This is a genomic window from Paenibacillus protaetiae, from assembly GCF_004135365.1.
GTDB lineage: Bacteria > Bacillota > Bacilli > Paenibacillales > Paenibacillaceae > Paenibacillus_AP > Paenibacillus_AP protaetiae.
The window spans coordinates 343,730-368,089 of the sequence record NZ_CP035492.1 but is presented as its reverse complement, the minus strand read 5'-3'; the positions used below and the strand labels follow the sequence as shown (position 1 = coordinate 368,089).

Sequence of the window (24,360 nt, the reverse complement as noted above, 5' to 3'; positions counted from 1 at the left end):
TAATATAGCATTTATATCTTTTAGTCAAATCCGTTACTGAAAACGCATAAATCGCCAAAATCCCGTGTCAAAAGGACCACGGGACGTTTGGACGATCGCTGCCCTGCTTTTCTTACTCCTTTATGGTTCGGGATGGACGGGCAAATGTTTGGATTCGCGCATTAATTCAAAATAAACATCCGGCCGGACGATAGCAATATCCTTGTTGTCTTTAAAATAGTCGTACGCTTGCTCAAAATCCTGGTAGGATACAGACCATGGCTGCGCCTGAATGCCAACAAATAGAGGAGTGTTGTGATCCCACGTCTTCATGGCATCCTCTACATAGGTTGTCAGATCCGGCTCGGAGGAACCGTACCCCTTCTGAAGCTCTTGGCCGGGCATGGAATCATTATAGACCGATATAACGCCCGTATTCCCTTGGGAAGTAAAGCCGAGCAGCGATGGGGCATGCTCCGCAATGCTTTGGCCCACATTCGGATTCGTCGGTCCCACTACCGTATTCCAGACGGTAAGCACGTTCATCCCGGCACGTGACATATACGTATTCGTCCGCGCAAAAAACTGATCAAGCCCTTTCTGATCGGTCCACAGGTTAGGATACGTATACCCCATGCCAGACGGCCCCGAAATAAGCACATCGTTATCCGTAGCCGTTCTGTTGAGATAATCCAGAACGCCCGGCATCGCGTCTGCCATAAGCGGCGAAACGGTCCAGCCAAGCGGAATTTTCCCGCGGTCCGGGTTATCCCAAAGCTTCGGAAGCGTCCCTTCGATATATTGAAGATTGTCGCCGTCGCTTACGATGTAGGTTAAATAGACTTTATTCTCGAGCGGCGGTTTAACGGGAGGTTTCGGGAGCGTTATGTTCCGTGAAGTTCCGCTTAATACGGACAGGTTGGAGGAATAATCGGCAGCTACCGTAGCAAGCCCGAACTCGGACGTTTTGGTCACGCCCTGTTGTTCATCCGGCCACCAGCCGAGGTAAAGGCCGGTTCCGTACGGCATATCTTTCATAAACTTGTTTAACAGCGCTTCTTCTTCGGGTACAGCCGGATTCAGCCATACGACGGCCGCCTTTATCCCCATCGCATATTCCCGCAAATTCGTTTTCAAATCCGGGCTGAGTCCGACGAGAACCTTGTGGGTCGTTTGGGACCAATAGCGGCTGTACAGATCGTCATATACCTCGATGTTCGATTTGTATTTCCCCCTCAAATCTTCAACAATCGGCAGTTTGTACGGCTCGCCCGTCAGCTTCTCCAGCAAAGAAGGAGCGGCGACGACGGCTTTTTTTAACCCGGCGATTGTTGTTGCCAAATTGTACGTATCGGGAACATCCGGATCATACACGACAATGCCTTTCACTTCCTTGCGGTATTTATCCATCAGCTGCCAGTTGTCCTTAACCCGCGTGTAAGATAACCCGAGGGCATCCAGCCAGTAGGTTCCCGACTTATCCTCATCATAGATGCGGGGTTCAGCCGAATTGACGACCCCTCGCAGCGTTTCAAACATCGCCGCTTCATCCGCTTTCCTGGGCGACTGGAACGTTACGCTGTACAGCCTCAGCGAAGATTTGCCCGTCCACATAACCCGAAGCTCCAGCGGATGCGGAGAATCCGGCGCTGTGAGCGGCACCTCAAATGTTTGAGAGGCGTTCTCCTGCTGGAAATCCCAGTTGGATACCTCCAGCGAGCCTAACGTCTTGCCCGTTTGCTGGTCAATGACCTCCAGTTTGGCGACAACCCCGTTCTCATCGGCAAATTGATCCACACTCAGCTGAAAGTCGGCTTTGGTTTCACCCGCCGGCACTTCCGTAATCCCTTTGACATCCATAATCAGCTCGCCGGCTTTGTCGGTGCCGGCAACGGCATGCCAGCTGCCGCCGTCAGCCTTGCCGGTCGTCTGCCCGTAACCGCTTCCTTCCCCTTCATACACTAAAGCGGTGTTCAGGCTGATGAGATCAAGACGGTCGGCCGGCTTCGGAAAAGAAGGCAGCGCCTGATTTTGAGGCCAGCGAATCCCTTCCTTCTTCGCTGCCCCATGCCAATAAGCAACGGCTGCGACGGCAGCGGCCACGATAACCAGCCCTAGGCCGGCCGCAATTCTGCTTTTTTTCATAATGCGCACCCCCTTTAAGAAAAAAGCACCGGATTCCCGTTGCCAAGAACCGGTGCTTTGCATAAATGCACTAGCCCGAAAGGAAGAACCGCTTTAGCTTTCCGTCCATCTCTTCTTCAAGATTTGAATAAAAAACCCGCCCACTACGCTGCGGTGCTGAAAGTTCATCCAGCGGGCATCCACCGTGCCGTACCAGTCCGTCATCGGTACCCGGTCCGGCGTTTCATGGGCGAAATTCCATAACGGTTCAATAAGCGACTCGAAATCTTCCCTCCGCTCCGCAAGCGCCGCAGACCAAATGAGCCAATCGGCTTTGGTGTAATGCTTCCGGTTGTCCAGCGGGATTCCGTAACGATCCTGCGTCTTCAAATACCAAGCTACTTCTTTGCTCGCCACTTCTTCCGGAAAAATCCCGGTGGAGAACAAAATATCCCATATGAGATTGTACTTCAAGCTCCAAGTGCCGTCTGAGCCAAACGCAAGCCGGTAATGGTCTCCTTCGTCGGCCAGCTTGATCCATTCCCCAGCCATCTCTTTCGCCAGCGCCCGGTAACGGAGCTCCTGCTCCACTTTGCCGAGCATGCCGCACAGAAGACTGTAGCTTGCGATGCCCATAATCGCTTTGATGGACAGATTGGCGTTGCGTGCCAAATGGCCGGCGAAATCATCCGTGCATAATTGGTTTTCGGGATCAAGGCCATGCTGCACCAAGTAATCAGCCCACTTCGTGAGCAGTTCCCAGTGCTCCCCGGCAAATGCGGCCGAGCTTTTCGCTTTGCTCACGGCAGCCATCATGACGAGCATATTGCCGCATTCTTCGACCGGCATTTGGTACTCCAGCTTGTTCTCTCCATACACCTGGCCATTCCCAAGCGGATAAGTGCCGATGTCATGCGGGGCAAATTCGAAAGGCCATTCCCCGCTGCCGGCGTAGGCCAAAATCGGCCGGAGCATCCCTTCTACCAGATCAGGATTGTACAAAAGGAACAGCGGAACCGAAGGATAGCTAACATCTACCGTCGCCATGCAGCCGTTGCTGTAGCATTCTTTGGAAATAAACAGCAGCTCGCCTTTCGGTCCGCTTACCAGTTTATGAGCGGCTATGGCTTGCCGGTAAGCCAGCGATAAAATGTCGGCATACTGCCTGCCGCCGGCTTGTATTCCTTCTTCAAGCAGCCGGCTGTCGAAATCATCGCATCTATCCTGCAGCTCCCCGAATTGCTCGAATGCGGAAGCGATCATCTGCACGGCCGTTTGCCCATTCCGCTTCCAGTACCCTTGCACCTTCTCCCCGAAATACTCCAGGGCATAAACATCGTCATAGGCAAGCACGACCAAACGGCTGACCGGCTCTTCTCCGATATCGCCGCATTCGAACACCGATGCCATAACCGGATGCCTATCCGATACCGCGCGAGGCATCGGGAGAGGATGCCTCGAATTCAGTTCTTCATTCCGTACAAACGACTTGCGTATATCGGCACCATCGGCATAAAGCTCCGCCGAATCGGAATTCCGGACACTGAAGTACAAATAGCCCCAATCAATCCGGACATCGTCGCCGATTTGGCCGAGATACGCCTGCTTCTCGCTGCCCATGCGGAACCACGACAAACCGGAAGCCGCTCCCTGCTCCCATACAACGGACTGTTCCGGCTTGTCTACGCACCACTCGCCTGTTACATCGAAGTATAGCTGCACATTATGTTTCCGGCCGTCCAAGGAACGGGTTTCAAACAGCACATAAGAAGCGGGGCGGGACAGCAGCTCCGGATCATCCAGCAGCAGCGGCGTCATGAACCGCACCTTCAGCTCTACGCCGGATGCTTCAAATTGATAGACCGTTGATAATGGCGTTACGGTCAGCCCGCACTGGCGCATAGCCGGCGGTTCGGTATAATATCTTGTTGCATCAGGTTCAACCTTGCCGGCAAACCGCCAAGTCTCGCCATCAATACGAATCAACCCCGTCATGGCATGGCGCTGCCCTGTCCAATGCCGGGTGAAATCTTCTGTTAACTGGTCAGCCGTCGACCAGACGCTGAAATAAGGATCAACCGTTACTAATGGAACTGCTGGTGGACGAATAGATTTTCTCATATCGAAGACATCCTCTCCTTATTAAGCCTTATCAAGATATGAATAATATATGTTATATATCATTCATCATACATAATATAACATGAGTGTCCCGAATAAGGGAATTTTTTTCTGACCCGCGGATAAAAAAAGAAATAAGCGCTCCGTATGGAGCGCCCTTTCCTACACATATCTAGCCGTTATTTATCCATATCCTTCTTATAAATATGAGCCCAAATTTCAAGGATACTGTTCCAGGTATTCAAGCTGTTGCCGTAACCAACATATTTGATATATTTGGCCTTCACCGGCTTCGGAAAAGCAAACGATTGAATCGCATTTGGAGACGTTTTGCTGCTTACCGCTTGGCTCAATACTTTCTCATAATGACCCCCGTCCTCGGACACCTCGATATCAAAGGTTGAAGTCCGCTGGTCGCCGCTATAAAACAAGATGTCTACTTGATCGATCTTTTTCGCTTTAGCCAGCTCCACGATCAAATACTGGCCTTTCCCGTCGGCCGACCATCTCGAATCCGGATCACGGTCCATCACATTGACCGGCAAGTTGCCGTCATTGGCGCTGGCTGTCACCTGCGCCACTTTGGCGAGCTTGCCTTCCGGCTCCTGCATCGGCTCGAGCACCGCTATTGATTTTGAAGCCGATACTTGAACGCCGTTCAGCTTGGCAGCTGCTGTTATCGTTACCGTTCCCGGCTTTTTCGCCTTAAACGTATCGCCTCTCATATTGCCCAGCTGCTGATCGTCCGCCGTATACTTCACCTTAATGCCGGCTTGCTCCGGATCAACCATATCGCCATTATTGAGCGTAATAAGCGCCTTCAGCTTGCCTTTATTCCCCGCGCTGATCGCATCGCTCGCCGATCTCCAGCCAAGCTCCGAACGGTCTGGACCAAACGAGATGCTTTTCGGCAGCGCAGGGTTAGCCGCCACCTGGAACTTGACCTGGTACTCCAGCGTCTTGCCGTCTTGGGCTGCGGTAATCATCCCGCTGCCGTTAGGCCCGGACGGCTGCTGAATATGGATGGATGCCTCCGGCGACAGGGCCGCAGCTTCAAGCTTTGGCGTTTGGGTCGTGCCGTAAGGAAGGGTGTACGTATATTGCGTTTTCAGAAACTGAACGCCATCCACCGGATCACCGTTCACAAGCAGCGAGGACAGTCCAAGCGACATCTGGCCCTCTCTCCTTGCGGACTGATCGGCAAACAAGCTTTGCGGGGACAGCTTCTCGCCTTGTCCAACCCCTTCCGCCATATCAAACGGCGACGTATCCGCATCCGGGATAGAGCCTTTAATTTGTACGTTGACGCCGTTCACCGGCCCCTGGGTGCCAATTACATAACCGTTGCCGAACTGCTCGGATTCAACGATAATGCCGTTTTTGCTCGGGTGGGCGGCAAGTCCTGTTGTATTCCAGAAGACGCTTTCCGTTGTTACAACACCGTGGCGGTTAGTTTCCGAGGAGCCGTAATCCCGCGTTATCGCAGAGATGCCGTCACCGTTCACCGTCATGTTGTCAATCAGATTGGCCATACTCAAATACATATGGAAGTCGGACATTAACGACGGGTTTTCCGAGTACACATTATGCATAACATTGCCGTTAGCGGAAAAATTGGCATACGTAAAGCTATGCCGTGCGCCAATCGCTTTGCTGTCCGTAATCAGGTTATCGTTGCCGATCAACTGGTACAAATAACCGTTTCCGTTTGCGCCGCGGTATTGCGGATATTCCATCGTTACATGGTCCACCGTTACGTTTTTGGTACGGTCAAGAATAACGCCCTTCGATAAAAGGTGATACGTTGAATTGCCTTCCGGCTTGTACGTATTTATATTGCGAATCCAGCTGTTTGCGGCTGCGATCACATTGATCGCTTTGGCGTTGTCGGCATCGTAGCCGGCTGTCCCTTCTACTTTGTAATCGTCTTCGCCAAGTCCGCTTTTGGCGTTTTGCACATTGGCAATCGAAAAGTCTTCCAGGCCGATTTCCGAAATTGGCGCTTCTGTTTTGGTAACGGTTATATTATCGCGGATTTTGAGCGGATACCGGGTTGGAACATCCACGGTAATTGTATTGTTTGTTTCATCAACGGCAACAATCTGCCGGTAGAAGATCGGCTCCACCTTGCCAAGCCGGGATGCCCACTTGTTCTGCATGCCGAGTTCCTCCAGAAAGGGCTGCGTCGTTTCAAATGTAACGACGACATAATCGCCCGGCGCAAAACCCGCTGCATGTTCAACCGGAAGCAATACACTTGGTTCGGATACCGTTTTTCGCAGCCTGGTCGAAGTTGCCGTTTTGACCCAGTCGCCGTTGCCGATACGGATAATATCCTTTTGCTTCATATATTCGGATGCATTATAAACAAAGGTTTTGTTCATCCCGGCGCCTTTCAGCACGACATGGCTTGCGTTAATGCCCAGCGCATAAGGCTGCCCGGCTGGCGGGTTCACCTTATATGTACCTTCCGGCAAATAAACAACCCCTCCTCCTTTCGCCGACGCATCGTCAATGGCCTTCTGAATCGCAGCGGTTGTATCGGTCTGGCCGGTCGAGTCCGCATTATAGGGAGCTTTGGTTACATCAATGCTGCCTGTCAGACCAACCACCGGCAGCGGATCTTCGCCTCGATGGTAACCGGCATACGAAAAATCATGCAAAAACCGTCCTTCCGTATCCTGGAAGCCCGGATACCAATTGTCCGGATACAGATGGCTTCTGCCGTCTGCATCCAATGGAAGCGTACCGGCCGGCACATCCGACGGTGCCGGATCAGCTGCTTTCGCTTGGCTGCCGGCGAGCGCAGTGCTTAACGTTAAACTAATGGCTGTAAGCAGAGAGATTACTTTTGTTCTCATTCATAAATTCCTCCTCCGATGATAGATTGATAGCGGTTTCACGATTGTAGCGGTTGCGGTCCTCCTTCCAATGTTTTCCTTATAAAACACCCAAATTATAGAATGAATTGAAACGTTTAGGGTATGGGCAAAACCTTCATTTGGATTGATGATTTTGTTGCAGCATCGTCAAAAACAGTGATGCCGTTGATGATTATGACCGTTTCCCGCTCAAACGGGTGCGCCGGCCGGCGGATAACCGGACCTTCATCTTCTAATTTACGGTGTACAAGTCATATATTGAAAACAGTTACAAACATTAAACCAAGAAATGAGGTTATACCCAGTGGCCAACAGTCAACGAATCGGAATTATCGGCAGCGGCGGCATTGCTGCCGCACATGCTGCGGCGTATAAAAAACTGCCGGATGTTGAAATTGTTGCCGTAGCCGATGTCATTCCGGGCAAAGCGGAACAATTTATCGCCGGCCAGCAATTGCCGGAAGCGAAGGCATTCGAAGACCATCGCAAAATGCTCGAGCTTGAACTGGACGGGGTCAGCATTTGCACGCCAAACGCTTCGCATCATGTCACAGCGGTCGATGCGCTGCGCGCAGGCAAAAATGTGCTGCTCGAAAAACCGATGTCCGTCACTTTGGAGGAAGCTGCCGATATGGTCCATGCCTCCAAACAAACCGGCAACATGCTGACGATTGGATTCCAGCCGCGTTACGACCCGAACATGAAGGTCATTAACGACATTGTCCAATCCGGCAAGCTGGGCAAAGTGTATTACGTGGAAACAGGCGGCGGCCGCAGACGCGGCATGCCTGGCGGCACATTCATCCGCAAAGACTTGGCCGGGGCGGGCGCAATGGCGGATATCGGCTGCTATTCGCTGGACATGGCGCTGAATGCGCTTGGTTATCCAAAGCCGCTGACGGTATCGGCTTATACATCCAACTACTTCGGAACCAATCCGGCATACCATCCGGAAGCAAGCAAATTCGAAGTCGAAGACTTTGGCGTAGCGCTTGTCCGCTTCGAAAACGATCTTGTGCTGCAGTTCAAAATTTCATGGGCGATGCATATGGATACGCTTGGCTCCACGCTGTTCCTCGGAACGGATGCCGGGCTGAAAGTGAATCCGTACGGCACCGGCAACTGGTCCGGCGTATGGGACGGCCGGGTTGGCGAAATGAAGCTGTTCCACGACTTTATGGGCCAGCAGACCGAAACGCCGATTCCGGTTATTAACTCAGGCAAAGACCTCTTCTTCGAAAAGGTGCGCGACTTCTCCGAATCGGTGCGGGACGGCCGTCCAGCCCCGATTCCAGGCGATCAGATCGTCATCCAGCAAGCGATTATTGACGGTGTGCTCCGCTCTTCCGCACTGAAACGGGAAGTTCTCATCGATCTGCCGTTTTAATGAACCTAAACAAGAAGGCCGTGCCGGAGCATTCTCGCTCCGGCACGGCCTTCTTGTTTATTTGGTTATGTCCTGCTTCCGCCTATACGTTAGCCGAACGAGGCAGCGCCGAATTCAGTCCGCTCCAGCGTTCCCCGTGACGCAGCCGGGTATGGCGGTTACCGATCATCTGCCGGCCGGCGCCAATCCAGCCGCTTCATATACGCGGTCAAACCCTATTCTGGAACGGCGTATCAAATTTTCCGGCGTATCGGACGGCATTGAAGGCGTTAAAATCTCCTGTGATACAACGCCGGTATAACCGATATTGTGCAGACCCCGCAAAAATCCGGCCAGATCGATCACTCCCTCTCCGGGATATAGCCGGTCATTGTCCAGCACAGCTTCTACCGGCACATCCGGGGCATCATTGATATGAACATATACGATCTGATGCGCCTTTAAGCGCTCGATATCTATTTCGCTTAAGCCGGTTGTATGCCAATGATAGGCATCCAGCAGCAATCCGACGTTAGGCTCGCCAATGGCTTCAATCCAGTCCAGCGTTTCATCCATCGTCCAAATAAACGGATATTTCCACGCTGTACGCAAATGATGGGGTCCAACAAACTCCAGCCCAAGCCTAATGCCGTAAGCGCCTAATATTTGCGCGCATATGCGCAGCCGGCGGGTCGCCACCGCCATAAAATGCGCCGGCTTCCAGTCGGTAGACGGCAAAATATACGTGCAGCAGCTTGTGCAGCCAAGCGCTTTTGCCCCAGCAGCCGCTTCGGTCAAAGCCGGCAATCCCGCAATAAACTGCTCTTCACTGCCGCGCCACTCTACCGGAAGGCCGATCGAGCCGATTACGACGCCATGGCTGTCGAGCCATTTTGCCGCACCATCCGCACCGTGCCTTTTAATCAGCCCTGCAGCATCGATGTCTACCGCCTGGAATCCTTCCGCTGCCGCCAGTTCAATCAGCCGCTCATCGCTTTCGACAGCCCCGGCCCCGGCTCGTGTTAATCCTCTCAGCATAATGTATCCTCCTTAATTCGCTCTCTCAACCATAATGGCATGAAGCGCTTACAATGTAACTACGATATTGGGGTAACGTTTTCCTTCCTCTTGCTATAAACCGTTCTTGAAACCGTTCGTACATGCTAGAATGAAATAGGGCGGTAAACGATTAACGGCCGATAGGATTACCCGCTCAACCGACAATCCGTACTAAGGAGGCATTGGCGATGTCCTTATTCCCATCATTACCAGAGCCAAAGTTGCTGAAGCGTTTAGCGCATCCGATGAAAAAAATCCGGCTGGTGCTGGATACGGATACTTACAACGAGATTGACGACCAGTTTGCCGTTATCTATGCTGCAAATTCTCCGGATGATCTGCAGATTGAAGCCTTTTACGCCGCTCCGTTCTTTAATGAGCTTTCCAGCTCGCCGCAGGACGGCATGGAAAAAAGCTATAACGAACTGCACAAAATTCAAGCTTTGCTCGGCAGCGATATTCCTGTCTATCGGGTTCGGATTCTTATTTGCCAGGACCGGACACGCCTGTCGTCAGTGAGGCGGCCCTCCATTTGATCGAAAGAGCCATGGCTTCTCCAGACGACGACCCGCTTTATGTGGCAGGCATTGGAGCCATTACCACTATTGCATCTGCTTTGCTTATCGAACCAAAGATTATTGAAAAAATCGTTGTAGTATGGCTTGGCGGGCATGCCTTTCATTGGCCGGATACCAAAGAATTTAATCTTGCCCAGGACTTGCATGCTTCACGAATCCTCTTTAACAGCGGCGTTCCGCTCATATTAATTCCTTGTATGGGCGTTGCTTCCGGACTCGTTACAACCTTGTCTGAGATTCGTGATTATATCAAAGACAGAGGTCCGGTTGGGAATTACCTGTATGAAACCTATGAGCGTATTATGCCCGACCACTTTGGCCGCTCCCGCGTCATCTGGGATATTTCAACAATCGCCTATTTGATCAATGAAACATGGACTAGCCATCATCTCATTCACAGCCCCAAAATATCCGATGAATTCGAATGGGTTTTTGATCCCCGGCGGCATCTTATCCGCTATGTCTCCTATCTTGACCGGGACCGTATATTTAAAGACTTGTTTATGAAAATTTGATCTTTACTAAGCAAACCGGCTGTATCCGAATTGAAATAAGGGGCGCCCCATCAGCCATGACTGATGGGGCGCCCCTTATTTCAAAACCTCTTATGATCAGGGCTGCTATCTTTACCAGTTGACCTGCGGCTGCACAGCAGACAGCCCAAGCGCTGCTTCCTTCTCGCGTACCAGCGGAATAACCTTTTCGCCGAATGCTGTGATATCTTCTTCATAATGCAGAAAACCGATCAATATCAGGTCTATGCCGATTTTGCGCAAGGCGATAATGCGGTCTGCCACCTGCTCCGCGGTACCAATCAGGCCGGTCTTAAAGCCGTCATTGTATTGGACAAGATCGGTGAAATCCGAATTCGCCCACATGCCTTCCCGTTCCGGTGAAGCTTTGCCCGCAAAGCTGACCTGGCTGCGAAACCCTTCCACTGCCTCCGGATTCGCATACGCGATAATGTCGCGCAGCACCTGGCGCGCTTCTTCTTCCGTATCCCGTACAATAACAAACGCATTCGCGCCAAATTTCAGCTCCCGATTGTTGGCAGCGGCTGCCGCTTTAAGCTCGTCGATCTGCGCCTTAAATCCGCCGATCGTATTGCCGTTCATGAAATACCAGTCGGATACCCTCGCCGCCATCTGGCGGGCAGCAGCCGAGTTGCCTCCTTGGAACACCGGCGGAGCCTGAACAGGCTTTGGTTTCATCGGAGCGCCGTTCAGGCGGTAAAAGTCGCCGCGGAAGCTGGCTTCGTCCTCTGTCCACATCTGTTTCAAGACACGGATGAACTCTTCCGATCGGCGGTAGCGCTCATCATGATCGAGCCATGGTTCGCCGTAATGGTGAAACTCGCCCTTGAACCAGCCGCTCACCACATTAACAGCAGCCCGGCCATGGCTGATCTGATCGATCGTCGCCAGCATTTTGGCAACCGTCCCGGGATGCCACAGCCCCGGCAGCACAGCTGCGATTAGCTTGATTCTGCTCGTTACCGCAGCAAGCGCAGAAGCTAGCGTAATCGCCTCCAGCTGATTATCCGCTCCGTAGCTGGCAACGAACCGCGTCTGCAGCAAGGCGAAATCAAAGCCCGCCTCTTCCGCCATTTTGGCATAACGGGCATTATCTTCAAACGACCATCCGGTTTTTTGCGGAATATTCGAAATGACAAGTCCTCCGCTTACATTCGGTACCCAATACGCAAATTGCAAAGCCATCGCATACACGCTCCTTCAATTAATAGCCGAAAGCTTAATGCATGATCCAAGCTGTTAGGAATAAAAACCAGGAACCGGCGCCGATCCGGTCAAATACCAATTGCCTACGCTGCGCAGCTTGAACTCGGCCGGGTTATGAAGCGAATGGGTGCGGACATTGCGCCAGAACCGGTCGAATCCGTATTTCGACGCCGTCGCTCTAGCACCCATCACTTCGAAGATCCGGCTTGTCACATCAAGTGCCATCTTGCCCGCTTGAACGTTAGACGCCGCCACCAATACCGCCAGTTCTCCCCGCTCCTCTTCGCCTAATGCCTCTTCCTTCGCCCAAGCTGCGTCGAGCAGGCGGTCGGACTTCTCAACCAAGCTCAACGCTGCTTGATAATCCGCCCACATATCGCCGTAACGGCTTAATGTCGAAGGCTCCTCCGATGCCCGCTCCAGCCCCGAAGTATACCATGGCCGGGCATGCTGGAGCGTGTAAGCTTTCGCTTCCTCCAGCGCGCCCGCCGCGCTTCCAATGAATATACTGGCGAGTATGCTCTGCGACAACTGCGGAACAAGCGTAGAGAACACCGTTTGCCCGGCATACGGCGTCTCGAGAATTTCATGCGGCTCTACCCGTACATCGTGAAATTTTACCGTACCGCTGCCAGTCTGGCGCTGGCCCATATTGTCCCAATCGTCAACAATCTCAACGCCTGTACGCCCGGACGGAATAATCCCCTCGTAGTATTCGCCGGACTCGCTGTCGTTCCAGGAGATGGCAAGCAGGTCCGAATCCGGCGATCCCGAACTGAACGCCTTTGAGCCGTTAACGATAACGCCGTCTTCGGAACGTCTGCCGATGATCGTTTTCTGAAGCGGATTAGAAGAGTTGCCCCAAAAATAGTTATTTGCCGCAGTAATTTCATAGAAATAACGCTTCTGCTCCTCCGTTCCCGCCAGATGAGGTGCGATCAGGCACAAAAAATGATAGCCGTACAAATGCGCCAATGCCGCATCCGTCCGGGCGAATTCCCGTACGACGCGCAGCACGTCAGACCATTGTCCGCCAAGCCCGCCGTATTCGGCCGGAATAAGCAGCTTCAGGAGGCCGCTTTCGCGGATCCAGCCGCGCTGGCGGACAGGCGTGCCGCCTGCTTTGTCGCGCTCCGCCGCATCCTCGCGGAAACGGCCAGCTAACTCCGCTGCTATTGTCAAATAAGAAGATGCCGTTGCTGTTGCCATGATGAAATCTCCTCCGTTCCTTACTCCCCGCCCTGCTTGAACAGCTCCGGCGGCTGCCCGACCAGCTCTTTGCCGACCAGCTCGCGCGCCAGATGATTCGATGGCGCCAGCACGAGACCTGCACGCACATCGCGGTATAAGCGTTCGATCGTTCCTTTTTTGTACCCGTAACCGCCTGTTACATCCATCGCAGCCGATACGACCTGGTTCGCAACCTCCGTCGCATGGATTTTGAATTCCGTCGCTTCATACCACAGCTCGCCAAGCGGCCTGCCTTCAGCTTCATAACGGTTATATTTATCAGCCAGCGCCAGCTGCCAAGGCTTCAACGCGCTAAGGCTGATCTTCGCATTCGCCAGCTGCTGCCGAATGACCTGATAATCGGCTAGGCTGCGGTTGAAGTCGCGGTGTACCGTTTTTTTCACCCGCTCTACGACGATGGACAATGCTTCTGCCGCCACGCCGATCCAGGCGGATCCGATCCCGAGCAAATACAGCGGGTCAACGCCGTTAAACGCAATTTCGATTGCCCGGTTTTCGCCGACGAGCAAATCCGCCCTTGGCACGCGGACATGATCCAGCTTCAGCGGACCGCTTTGGTTACCGCGCACGCCAAGCGCTTCCCAGGGACCGGCCGATATGCCGGGATGCTTGCCGTCAACGATGAAGTAACTGAGGTCGGTCGGCTGCTGCGCGCCCGGCGTGCGGGTCTGCAGCACATAGAAGTCGGCATGGCCGCCGCTTGTCGTAAACGATTTTTCCAAATCCAATATATAATCGTCGCCATCGCGCTTAGCTTCGCTTAAGTTAAACCATGTATGGCCGCCCGTTGCCTTCTCGCTCATCGAATGGGTGCCGATCGCACCTTGGCGGACCGGCTTCAGCCAGCGCTGCTTCTGGTCCTCCGAACCGTAATACACAAGCGTTTGCGCTGCGCCGACATGCATGACATAAATCAGCGAAGTCGACGGGCATCCTTTGCCGATCTCTTCCGCAGCCAATGCGAAAGCGGTATAATCGAGCCCCAGGCCGTCATATTCGGCGGGAATGATAAGGCTGTTCCAGCCTTTGTCCGCAAGAGCCTGCAAATTTTCTTCCGGAAACACGCCTTCCCGGTCGATCCGCTCTGCATTGGGCCGGATGACTTCATCAACAGTTTGTCGAATCGCAAGAACGAGCTGATCGTAATCCGCTGCCGCTGCCAAAGTATTGCTTGCCATAGGTTTGAACCTCCCTTGTTCGGTGCATCGCTTTTACAGCGAAGAGGCATTCGCCTCATATTCTCCGGCCGGCTCCGCTGCAGCAGCTCCAATCCGGCTGGGCAGCGAAGGGTCGCGTTTGATTTTGAGCCAGGCATAGATCAGGCTGATGACAACGATTCCGAATATAATCCATGGGAAAAAGCTGACCGGCTTAGGCTGTCCCGGCTGGATCATCGCCCAGATCGGCAGCGCAATGCTGATGACGCCTAACGCCGGCAGCACGTAACGCTGGAAGAAGTTTAAATCGTCGTTCGGATATACCATAACGGCAATATTAAGCAGCGCATAAATAAGCAGCAGCGGAATCGTTCCGATCGTCCCGAGATAGCCAAAGCCTGTTACCCATGTATCGCCCGCAAAACCAAACAGCAAGGCGAAAACAATGCCCAAGCCGCTTAGCAGGGACAACGCGCTGGCCGGCGTCTGCCATTTGGAAACGAGGCTTATTTTCGACGGAATCAGCCCTTCGCGCGCCGAGTTGAATGCAACCCGCGAGAAGCCGTTAAGACAGGCAATTGTCATGCCGACGATACTCGTAAACCCGGCGATAACCGCAAGGAACGAGAAATCGCCCAAATAACGGTCGGCCAGCACCATGAACGGATTCGAGCTGGCAACCAGTTCTTCGTTATTGTTGCCAAAGCCGGCAATGACAGCGTAGCTGACGAGCAGGTAGAACACGGTCATAATCGCAATGCTGATAAGGACGGCGCGTTTCGTATTGCGTTTCGGATTTTGCGTTTCTTCGGCCAGCGCAGCCGAGTTCTCAAAGCCGATAAACAAATAAATAGCGAGAGGAAAACCAAGCCCGATACCGGCCAGGCCGTCCGTTACCGACGAAGGAACGAATGGTTTCGCCGACAGCCCGTTGGGCGGATCGAGCAGAATATAGATAGTTACGCCCAGCAGGACAAGCACTTCAATGATAAGTGCAATGCTGGCAATTTTGGTCGAGCGGTCGATTCCGATAACGGTCAGCCCCCAGATCAGAACGCCAAGCACCACTGTCGGAATCGCCCAGTGAATATGAATGCCGTATAAAGCAAGCGAATCGGCTGTCCAGCCTCCAAGCTCGATAAAAGCCGAAGCGGCAAGAAACACCGTGCCCGCGATAAAAACAATGGAAGAAGCCGTTCCCGTCACCCCGCCAAACGACATGCCGATATATTTGATCATCGAGCCGCTTGAAGGATGTTTGGCTGAAAACCTGGTGAGGCTGAGTCCGACGATAATAATAGCCACAGCTGACAAAAGAAGCGTAAGCGGCGAACCAATGCCGGTCGCAATGAAAATAACCGGAAGGCCGTAATAAATCGCAGCTGCCGGCGCCATTTGCGCTAATGTAGATCCGATCGCATCCACCAGCGTCAGCTTCCGTTTCGGCACTAACTGGCTGGCCGGCGGCGCGGTTTCTTTATCCGAATAACCCATTGTGAACCCTCCTGCATATGATTTTCACATCAAAAAAAGACTTTCTCGCGTGTTCCCGCAAAGGAAAGGAGAGAGCCTTCGGTTGTCCGATCGGATCTATCATTTTCGATTGTCTTGCCGTGCGGCCGGGATTTACCTATTCGTAACCGCAGCGCTCTCTTCCGTCTCCAGCTGGCGTACGAGCGGAATCACTTGTTCACCAAATAATTCAAGTTCTTCATCGTAATGCAGGAAACCCGCCAGCACCAGATTGATACCGATCTGTTTCAGCTCGATTATACGCCTTGCCACTTGCTCCCTGGTCCCGATCAAGCCGGTTTTGAATCCGTCATTGAACTGGATTAAATCCTCGTAAGCCGAGTTCGCCCACATGCCGTCGCGATCGCCGGCCGACTGACCCGCGTGCTTTACTTGCTCCCGGAACGCCTCTACCGTCGCATGATCCGCATGATTGATAATGTCGCGCAGCACCTGCTTCGCTTCTTCTTCCGTATCCCGGACGATAACGAACGCGTTGACGCCAAACTTGATAGTACGGTTGTTATCCGCGGCATAACCTTTCACTTCATCGATTTGTTTCTTCAAACCCTCCAGCGTATTGCCGTTCATGAAGTAATAATCCGATACGCGTCCGGCCATCTGCTTCGCCGCCTTGGAGTTGCCGCCTTGGTAGATAGTTGGCCCCGGAACTTGAACAGGACGCGGCTTGAAGTCTGCCTGGCGCAGCCGGAAGAAGTCTCCTGCGTAAGTTGCCTGATCCTCCGTCCACAACCCGCGCAGCACCCGGATGAACTCCTCCGAACGCCGGTAACGTTCATCATGATCAAGCCAAGGCTGCCCAAGCGCGATATATTCATCCTTCAGCCAGCCGCTAACGACGTTGATTGCGGCACGGCCGTTGCTCAAGTGATCAATGGTTGTGAGCATTTTGGCCACGATCGCCGGGGGAATAAGGCCTGAGGCTACTGCTACGATCAGCCCGAGCTTGTGCGTTTTGACCGCGAGCGCCGCCGCGAACGTCAGAGATTCCCATTGATTCTCCGAGTCGCTGCTGGCGACAAACCGTGTAGGCAGGAGCATATGGTCAAAGCCTGTACGCTCGGCCAGCTCCGCATAGTTGATATTCGCCTCAAAGGATGAGCTGGTCCGCTGCGGCAGTTTTGTCGCGAGTAATCCGCCGTCCTCGAGAGGCGCCCAATACCCAAATTCAATAGCGCTCATCTTTTTTTCTCCTTATCCTTATTTGCCGGAGGCTGCAGCTTCTGCCTTCGCCGAACGTCCCGGAAGCTCGTTGTTGGCGATCATTTCGCCAAACGGGCTGATGAAAGCGCGATCGTCATCACCGCTCCGCTGTGCGAGCGGCAGCAGCGGGAAGAGCAGCTCGGCAGTCCGGTAAGCTTCTTCCAAATGCGGATAACCGGATAAAATAAATGTCTCGATGCCAAGCGCCTCATATTCCTTGATCCGCTCTGCGACTTGCTCGGCGCTGCCGACAAGCGCCGTCCCGGCCCCGCCTCGCACAAGGCCGATGCCTGCCCACAAGTTCGGGCTGATCTCAAGCTTCGAGCGGTCGCCGTTATGCAGCTGGCTCATCCGTTTCTGTCCTTCGGAGTCCATACGCGCGAATATTTGCTGTGCCGAAGCGATCGTTTCTTCATCCAGATGCTCAATCAGCTCATTTGCCGCTTTCCATGCCTCTTCTTCCGTCGGACGGACGATCACATGAAGCCGGATGCCGAATTTCAGCTGCCGCCCTTTGGCTGCTGCCAGCGCACGCATTTTCTCAACTTTTTGCTTCACGGCCGCAGGCGGCTCGCCCCAGGTCAGGTATACGTCTACGTGATCGGCCGCTACATCCATCGCAGCTTCCGACGATCCGCCGAAATAAAGCGGCGGGTACGGCTTTTGCACCGGCGGATACAGCACTTTACCGCCCTCAACTTTCAAATGCTCCCCTTCAAAATCGACGCTTTCTCCCTCCAGCTCTTTACGCCAAATATGCAGAAACTCATCCGTCAGCTCGTAACGCGTATCATGATCGAGAAACAAGCCGTCACCTGCAAGCTCCACCGGATCGCCGCCCGCTACGACGTTAATGAGCAGCCTTCCTTTGGAGAAGCGGTCAAGGGTAGCTGACATCCGCGCTGCAACTGTCGGCAGCGTTAAGCCCGGACGAACGGCAACCAGAAATTTGAGCCGTTCTGTGACAGGTACAAGCGTAGACGCTACGATCCACGCGTCCTCGCACGATTTTCCCGTTGGCAGCAGTACGCCGCTGTAACCCAACTCATCTGCCGCTTGCGCAATTTGCTTGCAATAGCTGTACGTAACCGCTCTTGCTCCTTCGCTTGTTCCCAAATAACGCCCGTCGCCGTGTGTTGGAATAAACCAGAATAACTCCATCGTTTTCATCCTTTCTGTTTCCTCATCCATTCGAGTATTACACAAGCGTTTTACCGTCCTTGCTTACCTTCTTCAGTAAATTCCATACCGGAGCGGTAAGACGCTCTTTATCGAAGCTCAAAAAATGATTTGCGTAGCCGCGGACCGGATCGCCGGCATAAAACCGCTCATACAGCTCATGGCGCGAGCCAAGCGGACTGCCGATCAAATCCCAGGCGAGCTTGAGCAGCTGCACCTTTTTCTCAGCGCTGACCGATGCGCCTTCGAAATAGTTATGCATGAGGTCCGCAAGCGGGCCATAAAAATCCTCAATGCCGGATGGCGCTTGAACGAATCCGCCGCCGCCTACCTGCTGCAATATTTCAATTGCGCGCGGATAAAATTTGGTTCCGATATTGCGGGCTGTATGGATAAAGGACAATTCCGGGACGAGCACGCCCGATTTATCCGGTTTGGCCTGCGCTTCCGATGCAAGGACAAGCGCTTTGATTACATCAATCTGCGTCAGCAGCTCGCCCAGCTTTTCCTGCACATGGAGGAAGCCCTGCGCGCCTATCGACTCTGTAATGGCAAAAGCAACGCCCGTTACAAATTCCAGCTTGGCGACATACCGGACAATGTTCTGGTGGAAAGCCAGCGCATTCGCCGTTTTATTATCGCGAAGGGTCAGCACCTTCTGCGCATCCCCGAACAGCAGCACCCTCTCCCAAGGAATAAGCACATCGTCGAAAAAAAGGACCGCATCCATCTCGTCGTAATTCGCGCTTAGCGGATGATTCAGCTCGCTTGTGCTGGCGAACGACTCCCGGCAAACAATATGCAGTCCCGGCGAATTCGCCGGCACGATCAGCACATGCGCATGGCTGCGATTCGCCGCTTCAAATTTCAGAAAAGACGAAATGATAAAATCATGCGTATAGGGCGCGCCTGTCGCAATCATCTTTGCACCGCGGACCACAATCCCTTCGCTTGTCTCCCTCACGACATGGAGGAAACGTTCCGCAATCCGCTTGTCGTCCAAATTTTTAGACCGGTCGATCTGCGGATCGATAATAGCAGTGGTCAGGAACAAATCATTGTCGCGCGCCTGTTCGTAATAACGCGTAATCTTGTCCTTGAAATGCGGATCCAGCTGGCTGAGCTCGTCTCTGGCTGCGTACCAGCCGGTTACAAGCGAGCGGGCGTAATCCGACAGCCGGCTCATCATGCCGTGCGTTTCCTGCGACCATCGGTCAAAGGAGCTGCTGCGCTGCGCAAGCTGCTCTCGCGTATAAGGAACGAGAAAAGAACTGTGGGCGTATTTCCCCGTGCTCTCCACCTTGTATCCGACACTGTCGCGGACCGCAGGGTCATCGAGCATATTGAACAGCTGACGAATCGTTTCCAGCGTTCCCTTGAATGCCGCATGCGCAGGCACATTTGGCACTTGAATGCCTTCCAGCCATACATTCCGGCCGTCATTTAAGCTCTGAAGAAAAGCCTCTCCTCGCAAGCGAACCTCCCCTTTGCAACGTTATTGATAAATTTTAACTATCCCAATTGATTTAATCGGTTTTGTTTATTATGATAGCTAATAATCATTTTGCAGCAACCGTTACTTACGTCATAATCGTTGCTAAACCAACACTTTTGAAAATAATGTAGGTTTTCGAAAAAGATATCCGCACACACGGCTTTCATCTGTCTGGCAGCCCTTTTCCGTTTAAAGCCGCCGCTTGCCGCAATAATAGTTGGATATCCAACACTTTCGCAGAAATTGTTTGATTGGAGGAAATGAAGCATGTCTGTCCAACAAAGCCAAGTTGTCACGGACCGTCGGATCGCGAGGACGAAGCAATTTATTTCTGAAGCATTTGTGGCATTGCTGCTGAAGAAAGATATCGAGGAAATTGTCATCAAGGACATTACCGAAACTGCAAACGTAAACCGCTCCACCTTCTACTCCTATTACAGAGACAAATTTGATCTGTTGGACCATATGGTGAAGGATAGGCTGGAGCAGCTGAACACATTATGGGATACGGAGCGGAGCCAATCCGCGGGTTATAAACCGGACTTTAATACGCCGGATCCTTTTTTCGTCCTGCTGTTCAGCCACATGGAGGAAAATGAAATATTTTACCGCGTCCTTCTGACGAAAATTAATCCGGCCACTGCCGGGGCAGACCACGCAAGCTCGCTGCTCGGCTTCATCCGCGAAGCGTTCTACGATCGCATTACAGCGCTCAGCATGGAGCAGAAGCAGTCTGTTCCGCTTGATTTGCTGCTCGATTATATCAGCTTCTCCACTTTTCATATGGCACGCAAATGGCTTGAGCAGCGCATGATTTATTCGTCCCGCCACATGGCGCTTCAGCTGACGCGCTTGTCCATTCTTGGCGCGTATGATGCAATGGGAGTACTTCAAGCGTAATGCCCCAAGCGATAATAAATAAACCGGTTACCTGAGGCAACCGGTTTATTCCTATTTTTTTAGAACAGCCCATTCGTTTGCGGGGCCGCTACTTGAGCACTTCAATGGTTCCTTCCGTCATGCTGAAGTAGCCGTTTTTCACAAAAGATATAATGCGGCTTACGCTGACGCCAGTCTGATTGGATATTTCAAGCACAATTGTATCCGGCCGGGCAACAACAACATCACGGATTTTCTGATACATGCCTTCACAGCTTTTGCACATGTTCCGATAATCCGCTTTCTCATGAAGATTTCCGCAAAAGGCGCAAATATGATAGTTAGCCATCCTGTCTCCTTATGTTTCAACAGCCTTTATTCCTATATCGCAATAGGTCATTACGATATATTATACTATTTTTTTCCGCCGCCGCTATGAAAAAGAAGGATCATGCCGGATCGAATTCATTATTCGATTTTTCCGGGAATGCTTTTTTCAGCAAAATAGCTCTTCGCAACTTCATGGTTCCAAATCTGTGCATCAACATAAAGGATAGTGCCTGCCGGATGCATGGATGCGATATTATTCAGCAATTCATCCGTAATCAATCGGTCCATTTTGCCTCAACCGCTCAATTTGCCTTATTCTTTTTATTATTTACCACAGCAGGTTGAGCGAAACAAAATAGCCAGCCGCCGATTGAATATCGGCAACTGGCTAGCTAGTTGAATTAAGGTGTTTGAGCCCTGTTTCAATAAAGGGAGAAGTGGCATTATTGCCAAAGCTTCGTATTAGCGGCGTTTATTGTAATCCAGCAAATGCAGCATCATCGTAACCGCTTCTGCCCGTGTAGCAGCTGCATCAGGCACAAACGTGTTGTTCCCTCGACCATTTATCAGTCCCGCTTCATTCGCTGCCGCTACAGAAGGTTTGGCCCATAAAGGGATATGGCTGTCATCGTCAAAACCGGTTGAAGCGGCCGACGCTGGCTGCTGTCCAAGCGAACGCATCAGCATGACAACCACTTCCGCTCGATTGATTGGGGCATCAGGAAGAAAACTTCCGTTCCCGTAACCGTTAACCAGTCCTTTCTGAAAAGCAATTTGTACAGCATCTGCGGCATAAGGAGCGATCTCCGCTTGATCCGAAAACGAGTGATTGCCGAGCGCTGCATTCCGCTGCCAGCCTAAGGCCTGTGCTATTATGACTACAAAATCCTGCCGGGTCACGGCAGCATTCGGATGGAAGCTTCCGTCCGGATAGCCGCTGATCCAGCCTTGCTCAGCCCCTTCCAGGATCATCTCTTCCGCCCAATGTCCGGTAATATCGTTAAAGCTGACTGTTGGTGCCGGAGGATCGACAACCGGCGGGACAGAAGAAGTTGGGGCATTTCCTCTATGAACCGTAATCGTATAGATTTGTTCGGCGCCGCTTTGAGCGGTCACTTTGATTTGTATCGTATTCTTCCCCTGATTCAGGCTGAGCTGCGGGCTGTCCGCTCCGCTCGTTAAGCTTGTATAAGCCCCATGATTCAAGGCAATTTCTGCTGTTGCATGGCTATCCGCTACAAGCGCTCTTAAAGTGATGACATCTATGGCATAACTGACGCTGGTGCTGTAGTCGAATGTATTCTCATCAAATGCAGGACTTATAGAGCCGGAAGATAATGTCAGTCCGCTAAGCTTGACATTGCTGCTTTCGCGATTAACGCGTATCGTATATACTTTTTCGCTGCCGTCTTCCGCTGTAACTTTAATAAGAACGGTGTTCAAACCTTCCTGCAGCACAATGCCGGGGCTGTCTGTGTTATTGGTCAGGCTGGCATAAGTACCGCTCCCGGCCTTCCATTCCACTGCAGACAAGGGATTCGCCAGCGTTGGCTTAAAGGTAAAGCTGCTTGTCGCATTTGGCAATTCGACATCGTATTCTGTCGTCGCACTGTTAAAGCCGGGACTCATCATCCCTGAAGATAACGTTAAACTGGACAAATCGGCGTTAGAGCTGAACCGATGGACACTAATGCTATAGGTTTTTACCGTTGTCCCGTCCTGCGCGGTGACCTGAACTTGCAAAGTATTGTCCCCAACATTTAGCGGCAAAACGGTTGGCGTTCCGCTCACAACCGCTGCTTCGGCTCCCCCGTTTACCTTCACCTTCATAGTAGCATGGGCTTCCGCCGCTGTAGGGGTAACCGTAATCGAAGATATATCGCTATCCACTTCAGCCGTATAAGCGGTAATGCCGCTCGCAAAAAGAGGGTTAAGCGATCCATTGGACAAACCCAAATCAGATAAATCGGCATTCGTGCTGGCCGGTGCACGGACTATGTTTACCGTATAGGTCGTAACGCTGCTGTGATCTGCTGATGTAACCGTAATAGTGATGTTGTTGCTGCCAACATTGAGGTTGCTTATTTCTGTCCGGTGATCGCTGCTGGGATAAATACCATCAACAGTAACTGCAGCATCGCCATCTGTTAAGTTAGCAGTAATCGTAATCGAGGTCGTCGTATAAGGAACATTCACGGTGTAGCCGGTTATAGCGGGATCAAAGCTTGGAGAAAATGCTCCCTCCGACACTTCTAATTTCCTTATTGTCGAATCATTTGGCAGCGGCCGGTGTACATGAAGATTGATCATCCGGCTGTTCGAGTTATCAATAGAGGTAATTTTAACTTCAATTAAATTTAGTCCCGGATTCATGCCGATATTGCCGCTGGAAACCCAATTTCCGAGTGAATTCCAGGTACCGCTATTCACCCGGTAGTCTATTTTTGTTCTGGCATCCTTCACCATAACTGCGATATAGGAGCTGCCATTAGAACTGTTGTCCATATAAACATCGTAATCCGAAATGTCGTTTGAAAACGCTGGCGCAAGCTCGCCGCCAACCATTAAAGCCGCAATACTGACATCACTCTGTGCTGAACCCGGTGCAACATAGATGGTTGCTGTAGCCGAATTTGAGCATACTGTGCCGTCACATGCTTTGTACGTAAAGCTATCGGAGCCGGTATAATTCGTGAGCGGGACATATGTTAATGACCCGTTCGAGTTCAAGGTTAACGTACCATGGAGGGGACCGGTCACGAGCGTGGCCGTCAATGCGTCTCCATCTGCATCGGAGTCGTTAGCCAAAACTCCAGGGACACTTACCGAAAGCGGCATGTCCTCACTCGTATTGTATGAATCGTTAAAAGCAATGGGTGGGCTGCTGCCTATAACAGTGATCGCGAAAACATTCTCAAAAGAACCGCCGGTGCTGTCCGTCGTACGAATTCTTACGCTGTATGTACCAGGACTCATGGCGGCAGGACTCACCGCCTGCAGCCTATTGCCCGCAAGCTCGAACAAACTATTGTTGTCGCTTCCCGTACCGGCCACCAGCGAATAAGTGAACGTATCGCCTGCATCTTCGTCCATCGTTGCCAGCGTTCCGACTATCGAATGATCAGCTGCACTCCGATTGATACTCGTGTTGCTCAATACGAGATCAGTTGGTGCAGCCGCAGCATTAACCATCACGGGATTGCCAAAACCATATAAAATGACGGACAAAGCCAACATAACAAACACCAACGAATGAACTCTTTTTATCAAATGCTACCCCTCCTGGCCCAGCTTGGGCTTTCCTTTTTTACAGCCGTCCATATAAGCAATTTATTGATAAGCCATCAAGCGAAATGCCTACTTCCCTTATATACTATATCGGATATTGCTAGTTTCATAAATACTATATTGTGTCAGAAAGGAGGGCGGGGAAGCTATCTCTTAAGCCCCAAAATTGGATTTGAGTCTAGGTTACTTAACGTAGT

Annotated in this window: 17 protein-coding genes; 4 read left to right on the top strand and 13 right to left on the bottom strand. The window is 52.1% G+C overall.

Translation table 11 applies throughout. The annotated features are described in order from the left end of the window. Window positions 1-120: 120 nt before the first annotated feature. The 3 genes from ET464_RS01515 to ET464_RS01505 all read right to left on the bottom strand — a co-directional run bounded on the left by ET464_RS01515 (window position 121) and on the right by ET464_RS01505 (window position 7,085). The gene (locus ET464_RS01515) at window positions 121-2,124 is read right to left on the bottom strand and encodes a GxGYxYP domain-containing protein (protein WP_165279866.1); all 2,004 of its coding nucleotides are present in this window, start codon (window positions 2,122-2,124) and stop codon (window positions 121-123) included. Window positions 2,125-2,217: 93 nt separating this feature from the next. Further along, entirely contained in the window at window positions 2,218-4,224 is a 2,007-nt protein-coding gene (locus tag ET464_RS01510) for a glutaminase family protein (RefSeq protein WP_129437641.1), read from the bottom strand. Between the two features lie 179 nt (window positions 4,225-4,403). Beyond that, window positions 4,404-7,085, bottom strand: coding sequence for a discoidin domain-containing protein (locus ET464_RS01505; RefSeq protein WP_129437639.1), 2,682 nt, complete (start codon window positions 7,083-7,085; stop codon window positions 4,404-4,406). A 325-nt stretch (window positions 7,086-7,410) separates the two neighbouring features. Here ET464_RS01505 and ET464_RS01500 point away from each other — a divergent pair, with 325 nt between their 5' ends. Then, a complete protein-coding gene (locus ET464_RS01500; RefSeq protein WP_129437637.1) occupies window positions 7,411-8,493 on the top strand; it encodes a Gfo/Idh/MocA family protein in 1,083 nt (360 codons plus the stop codon). Between the two features lie 165 nt (window positions 8,494-8,658). On the opposite strand, the gene ET464_RS01495 is transcribed toward ET464_RS01500, so the two are convergent. Next, window positions 8,659-9,510 carry a sugar phosphate isomerase/epimerase family protein gene (locus tag ET464_RS01495; protein WP_129437635.1) on the bottom strand — a complete coding sequence of 284 codons (852 nt, stop codon included), beginning with the start codon at window positions 9,508-9,510 and terminating at the stop codon, window positions 8,659-8,661. Between the two features lie 209 nt (window positions 9,511-9,719). Here ET464_RS01495 and ET464_RS20105 point away from each other — a divergent pair, with 209 nt between their 5' ends. Beyond that, complete coding sequence (locus ET464_RS20105; RefSeq protein ID WP_244226621.1) at window positions 9,720-10,067, top strand: hypothetical protein; 348 nt, start codon at window positions 9,720-9,722, stop codon at window positions 10,065-10,067. After that, complete coding sequence (locus tag ET464_RS20100; protein WP_244226620.1) at window positions 10,064-10,624, top strand: nucleoside hydrolase; 561 nt, start codon at window positions 10,064-10,066, stop codon at window positions 10,622-10,624. The genes ET464_RS20105 and ET464_RS20100 overlap by 4 nt, the downstream gene beginning before the upstream one ends. Before the next feature lie 111 nt (window positions 10,625-10,735). Here ET464_RS20100 and sfnG (ET464_RS01485) read toward each other — a convergent pair whose 3' ends face one another. The 7 genes from sfnG (ET464_RS01485) to ET464_RS01455 all read right to left on the bottom strand — a co-directional run bounded on the left by sfnG (ET464_RS01485) (window position 10,736) and on the right by ET464_RS01455 (window position 19,645). Continuing rightward, on the bottom strand, window positions 10,736-11,827 hold the full coding sequence (gene sfnG / locus ET464_RS01485; RefSeq protein WP_129437633.1) for a dimethylsulfone monooxygenase SfnG: 1,092 nt from the start codon (window positions 11,825-11,827) through the stop codon (window positions 10,736-10,738). 54 nt (window positions 11,828-11,881) lie between these two features. Continuing rightward, window positions 11,882-13,057, bottom strand: coding sequence for an acyl-CoA dehydrogenase family protein (locus ET464_RS01480; protein WP_129437631.1), 1,176 nt, complete (start codon window positions 13,055-13,057; stop codon window positions 11,882-11,884). Window positions 13,058-13,077: 20 nt separating this feature from the next. Then, on the bottom strand, window positions 13,078-14,277 hold the full coding sequence (locus ET464_RS01475; RefSeq protein WP_129437629.1) for an acyl-CoA dehydrogenase family protein: 1,200 nt from the start codon (window positions 14,275-14,277) through the stop codon (window positions 13,078-13,080). Between the two features lie 33 nt (window positions 14,278-14,310). Further along, window positions 14,311-15,750 (bottom strand): APC family permease, encoded by a 1,440-nt coding sequence (locus tag ET464_RS01470; RefSeq protein ID WP_129437627.1) that lies wholly within the window; start codon window positions 15,748-15,750, stop codon window positions 14,311-14,313. Between the two features lie 132 nt (window positions 15,751-15,882). Next, a complete protein-coding gene (sfnG, locus tag ET464_RS01465; RefSeq protein ID WP_129437625.1) occupies window positions 15,883-16,971 on the bottom strand; it encodes a dimethylsulfone monooxygenase SfnG in 1,089 nt (362 codons plus the stop codon). 18 nt (window positions 16,972-16,989) lie between these two features. Continuing rightward, window positions 16,990-18,153, bottom strand: a complete 1,164-nt coding sequence (gene ssuD / locus ET464_RS01460; protein ID WP_129443970.1) for an FMNH2-dependent alkanesulfonate monooxygenase — start codon at window positions 18,151-18,153, stop codon at window positions 16,990-16,992. Between the two features lie 37 nt (window positions 18,154-18,190). Continuing rightward, window positions 18,191-19,645 (bottom strand): 4-hydroxyphenylacetate 3-hydroxylase family protein, encoded by a 1,455-nt coding sequence (locus tag ET464_RS01455; protein WP_129437623.1) that lies wholly within the window; start codon window positions 19,643-19,645, stop codon window positions 18,191-18,193. A gap of 288 nt (window positions 19,646-19,933) precedes the next feature. Between ET464_RS01455 and ET464_RS01450 the strand changes: the two genes are divergently transcribed. Beyond that, on the top strand, window positions 19,934-20,566 hold the full coding sequence (locus ET464_RS01450) for a TetR/AcrR family transcriptional regulator (RefSeq protein WP_129437621.1): 633 nt from the start codon (window positions 19,934-19,936) through the stop codon (window positions 20,564-20,566). Between the two features lie 88 nt (window positions 20,567-20,654). Here the strand turns inward: ET464_RS01450 and ET464_RS01445 are convergent, their stop codons facing one another. Beyond that, complete coding sequence (locus ET464_RS01445; protein WP_129437619.1) at window positions 20,655-20,894, bottom strand: hypothetical protein; 240 nt, start codon at window positions 20,892-20,894, stop codon at window positions 20,655-20,657. Window positions 20,895-21,337: 443 nt separating this feature from the next. Continuing rightward, on the bottom strand, window positions 21,338-24,145 hold the full coding sequence (locus tag ET464_RS01440; RefSeq protein ID WP_129437617.1) for a cadherin-like beta sandwich domain-containing protein: 2,808 nt from the start codon (window positions 24,143-24,145) through the stop codon (window positions 21,338-21,340). Window positions 24,146-24,360 lie beyond the last annotated feature (215 nt).

Excerpts from the sequence above, each read along its gene's own strand:
- ET464_RS01445 (WP_129437619.1), bottom strand. The coding sequence starts at position 20,894 with ATGGCTAACTATCATATTTGCGCCTTTTGCGGAAATCTTCATGAGAAA.
- ET464_RS01505 (WP_129437639.1), bottom strand. The coding sequence starts at position 7,085 with ATGAGAACAAAAGTAATCTCTCTGCTTACAGCCATTAGTTTAACGTTA.
- ET464_RS01510 (WP_129437641.1), bottom strand. The coding sequence starts at position 4,224 with ATGAGAAAATCTATTCGTCCACCAGCAGTTCCATTAGTAACGGTTGAT.
- ET464_RS01515 (WP_165279866.1), bottom strand. The coding sequence starts at position 2,124 with ATGAAAAAAAGCAGAATTGCGGCCGGCCTAGGGCTGGTTATCGTGGCC.
- ET464_RS01470 (WP_129437627.1), bottom strand. The coding sequence starts at position 15,750 with ATGGGTTATTCGGATAAAGAAACCGCGCCGCCGGCCAGCCAGTTAGTG.
- sfnG (WP_129437633.1), bottom strand. The coding sequence starts at position 11,827 with ATGGCTTTGCAATTTGCGTATTGGGTACCGAATGTAAGCGGAGGACTT.
- ET464_RS01450 (WP_129437621.1), top strand. The coding sequence starts at position 19,934 with ATGTCTGTCCAACAAAGCCAAGTTGTCACGGACCGTCGGATCGCGAGG.
- ssuD (WP_129443970.1), bottom strand. The coding sequence starts at position 18,153 with ATGGAGTTATTCTGGTTTATTCCAACACACGGCGACGGGCGTTATTTG.
- ET464_RS01475 (WP_129437629.1), bottom strand. The coding sequence starts at position 14,277 with ATGGCAAGCAATACTTTGGCAGCGGCAGCGGATTACGATCAGCTCGTT.
- sfnG (WP_129437625.1), bottom strand. The coding sequence starts at position 16,971 with ATGAGCGCTATTGAATTTGGGTATTGGGCGCCTCTCGAGGACGGCGGA.
- ET464_RS01495 (WP_129437635.1), bottom strand. The coding sequence starts at position 9,510 with ATGCTGAGAGGATTAACACGAGCCGGGGCCGGGGCTGTCGAAAGCGAT.
- ET464_RS01480 (WP_129437631.1), bottom strand. The coding sequence starts at position 13,057 with ATGGCAACAGCAACGGCATCTTCTTATTTGACAATAGCAGCGGAGTTA.
- ET464_RS20105 (WP_244226621.1), top strand. The coding sequence starts at position 9,720 with ATGTCCTTATTCCCATCATTACCAGAGCCAAAGTTGCTGAAGCGTTTA.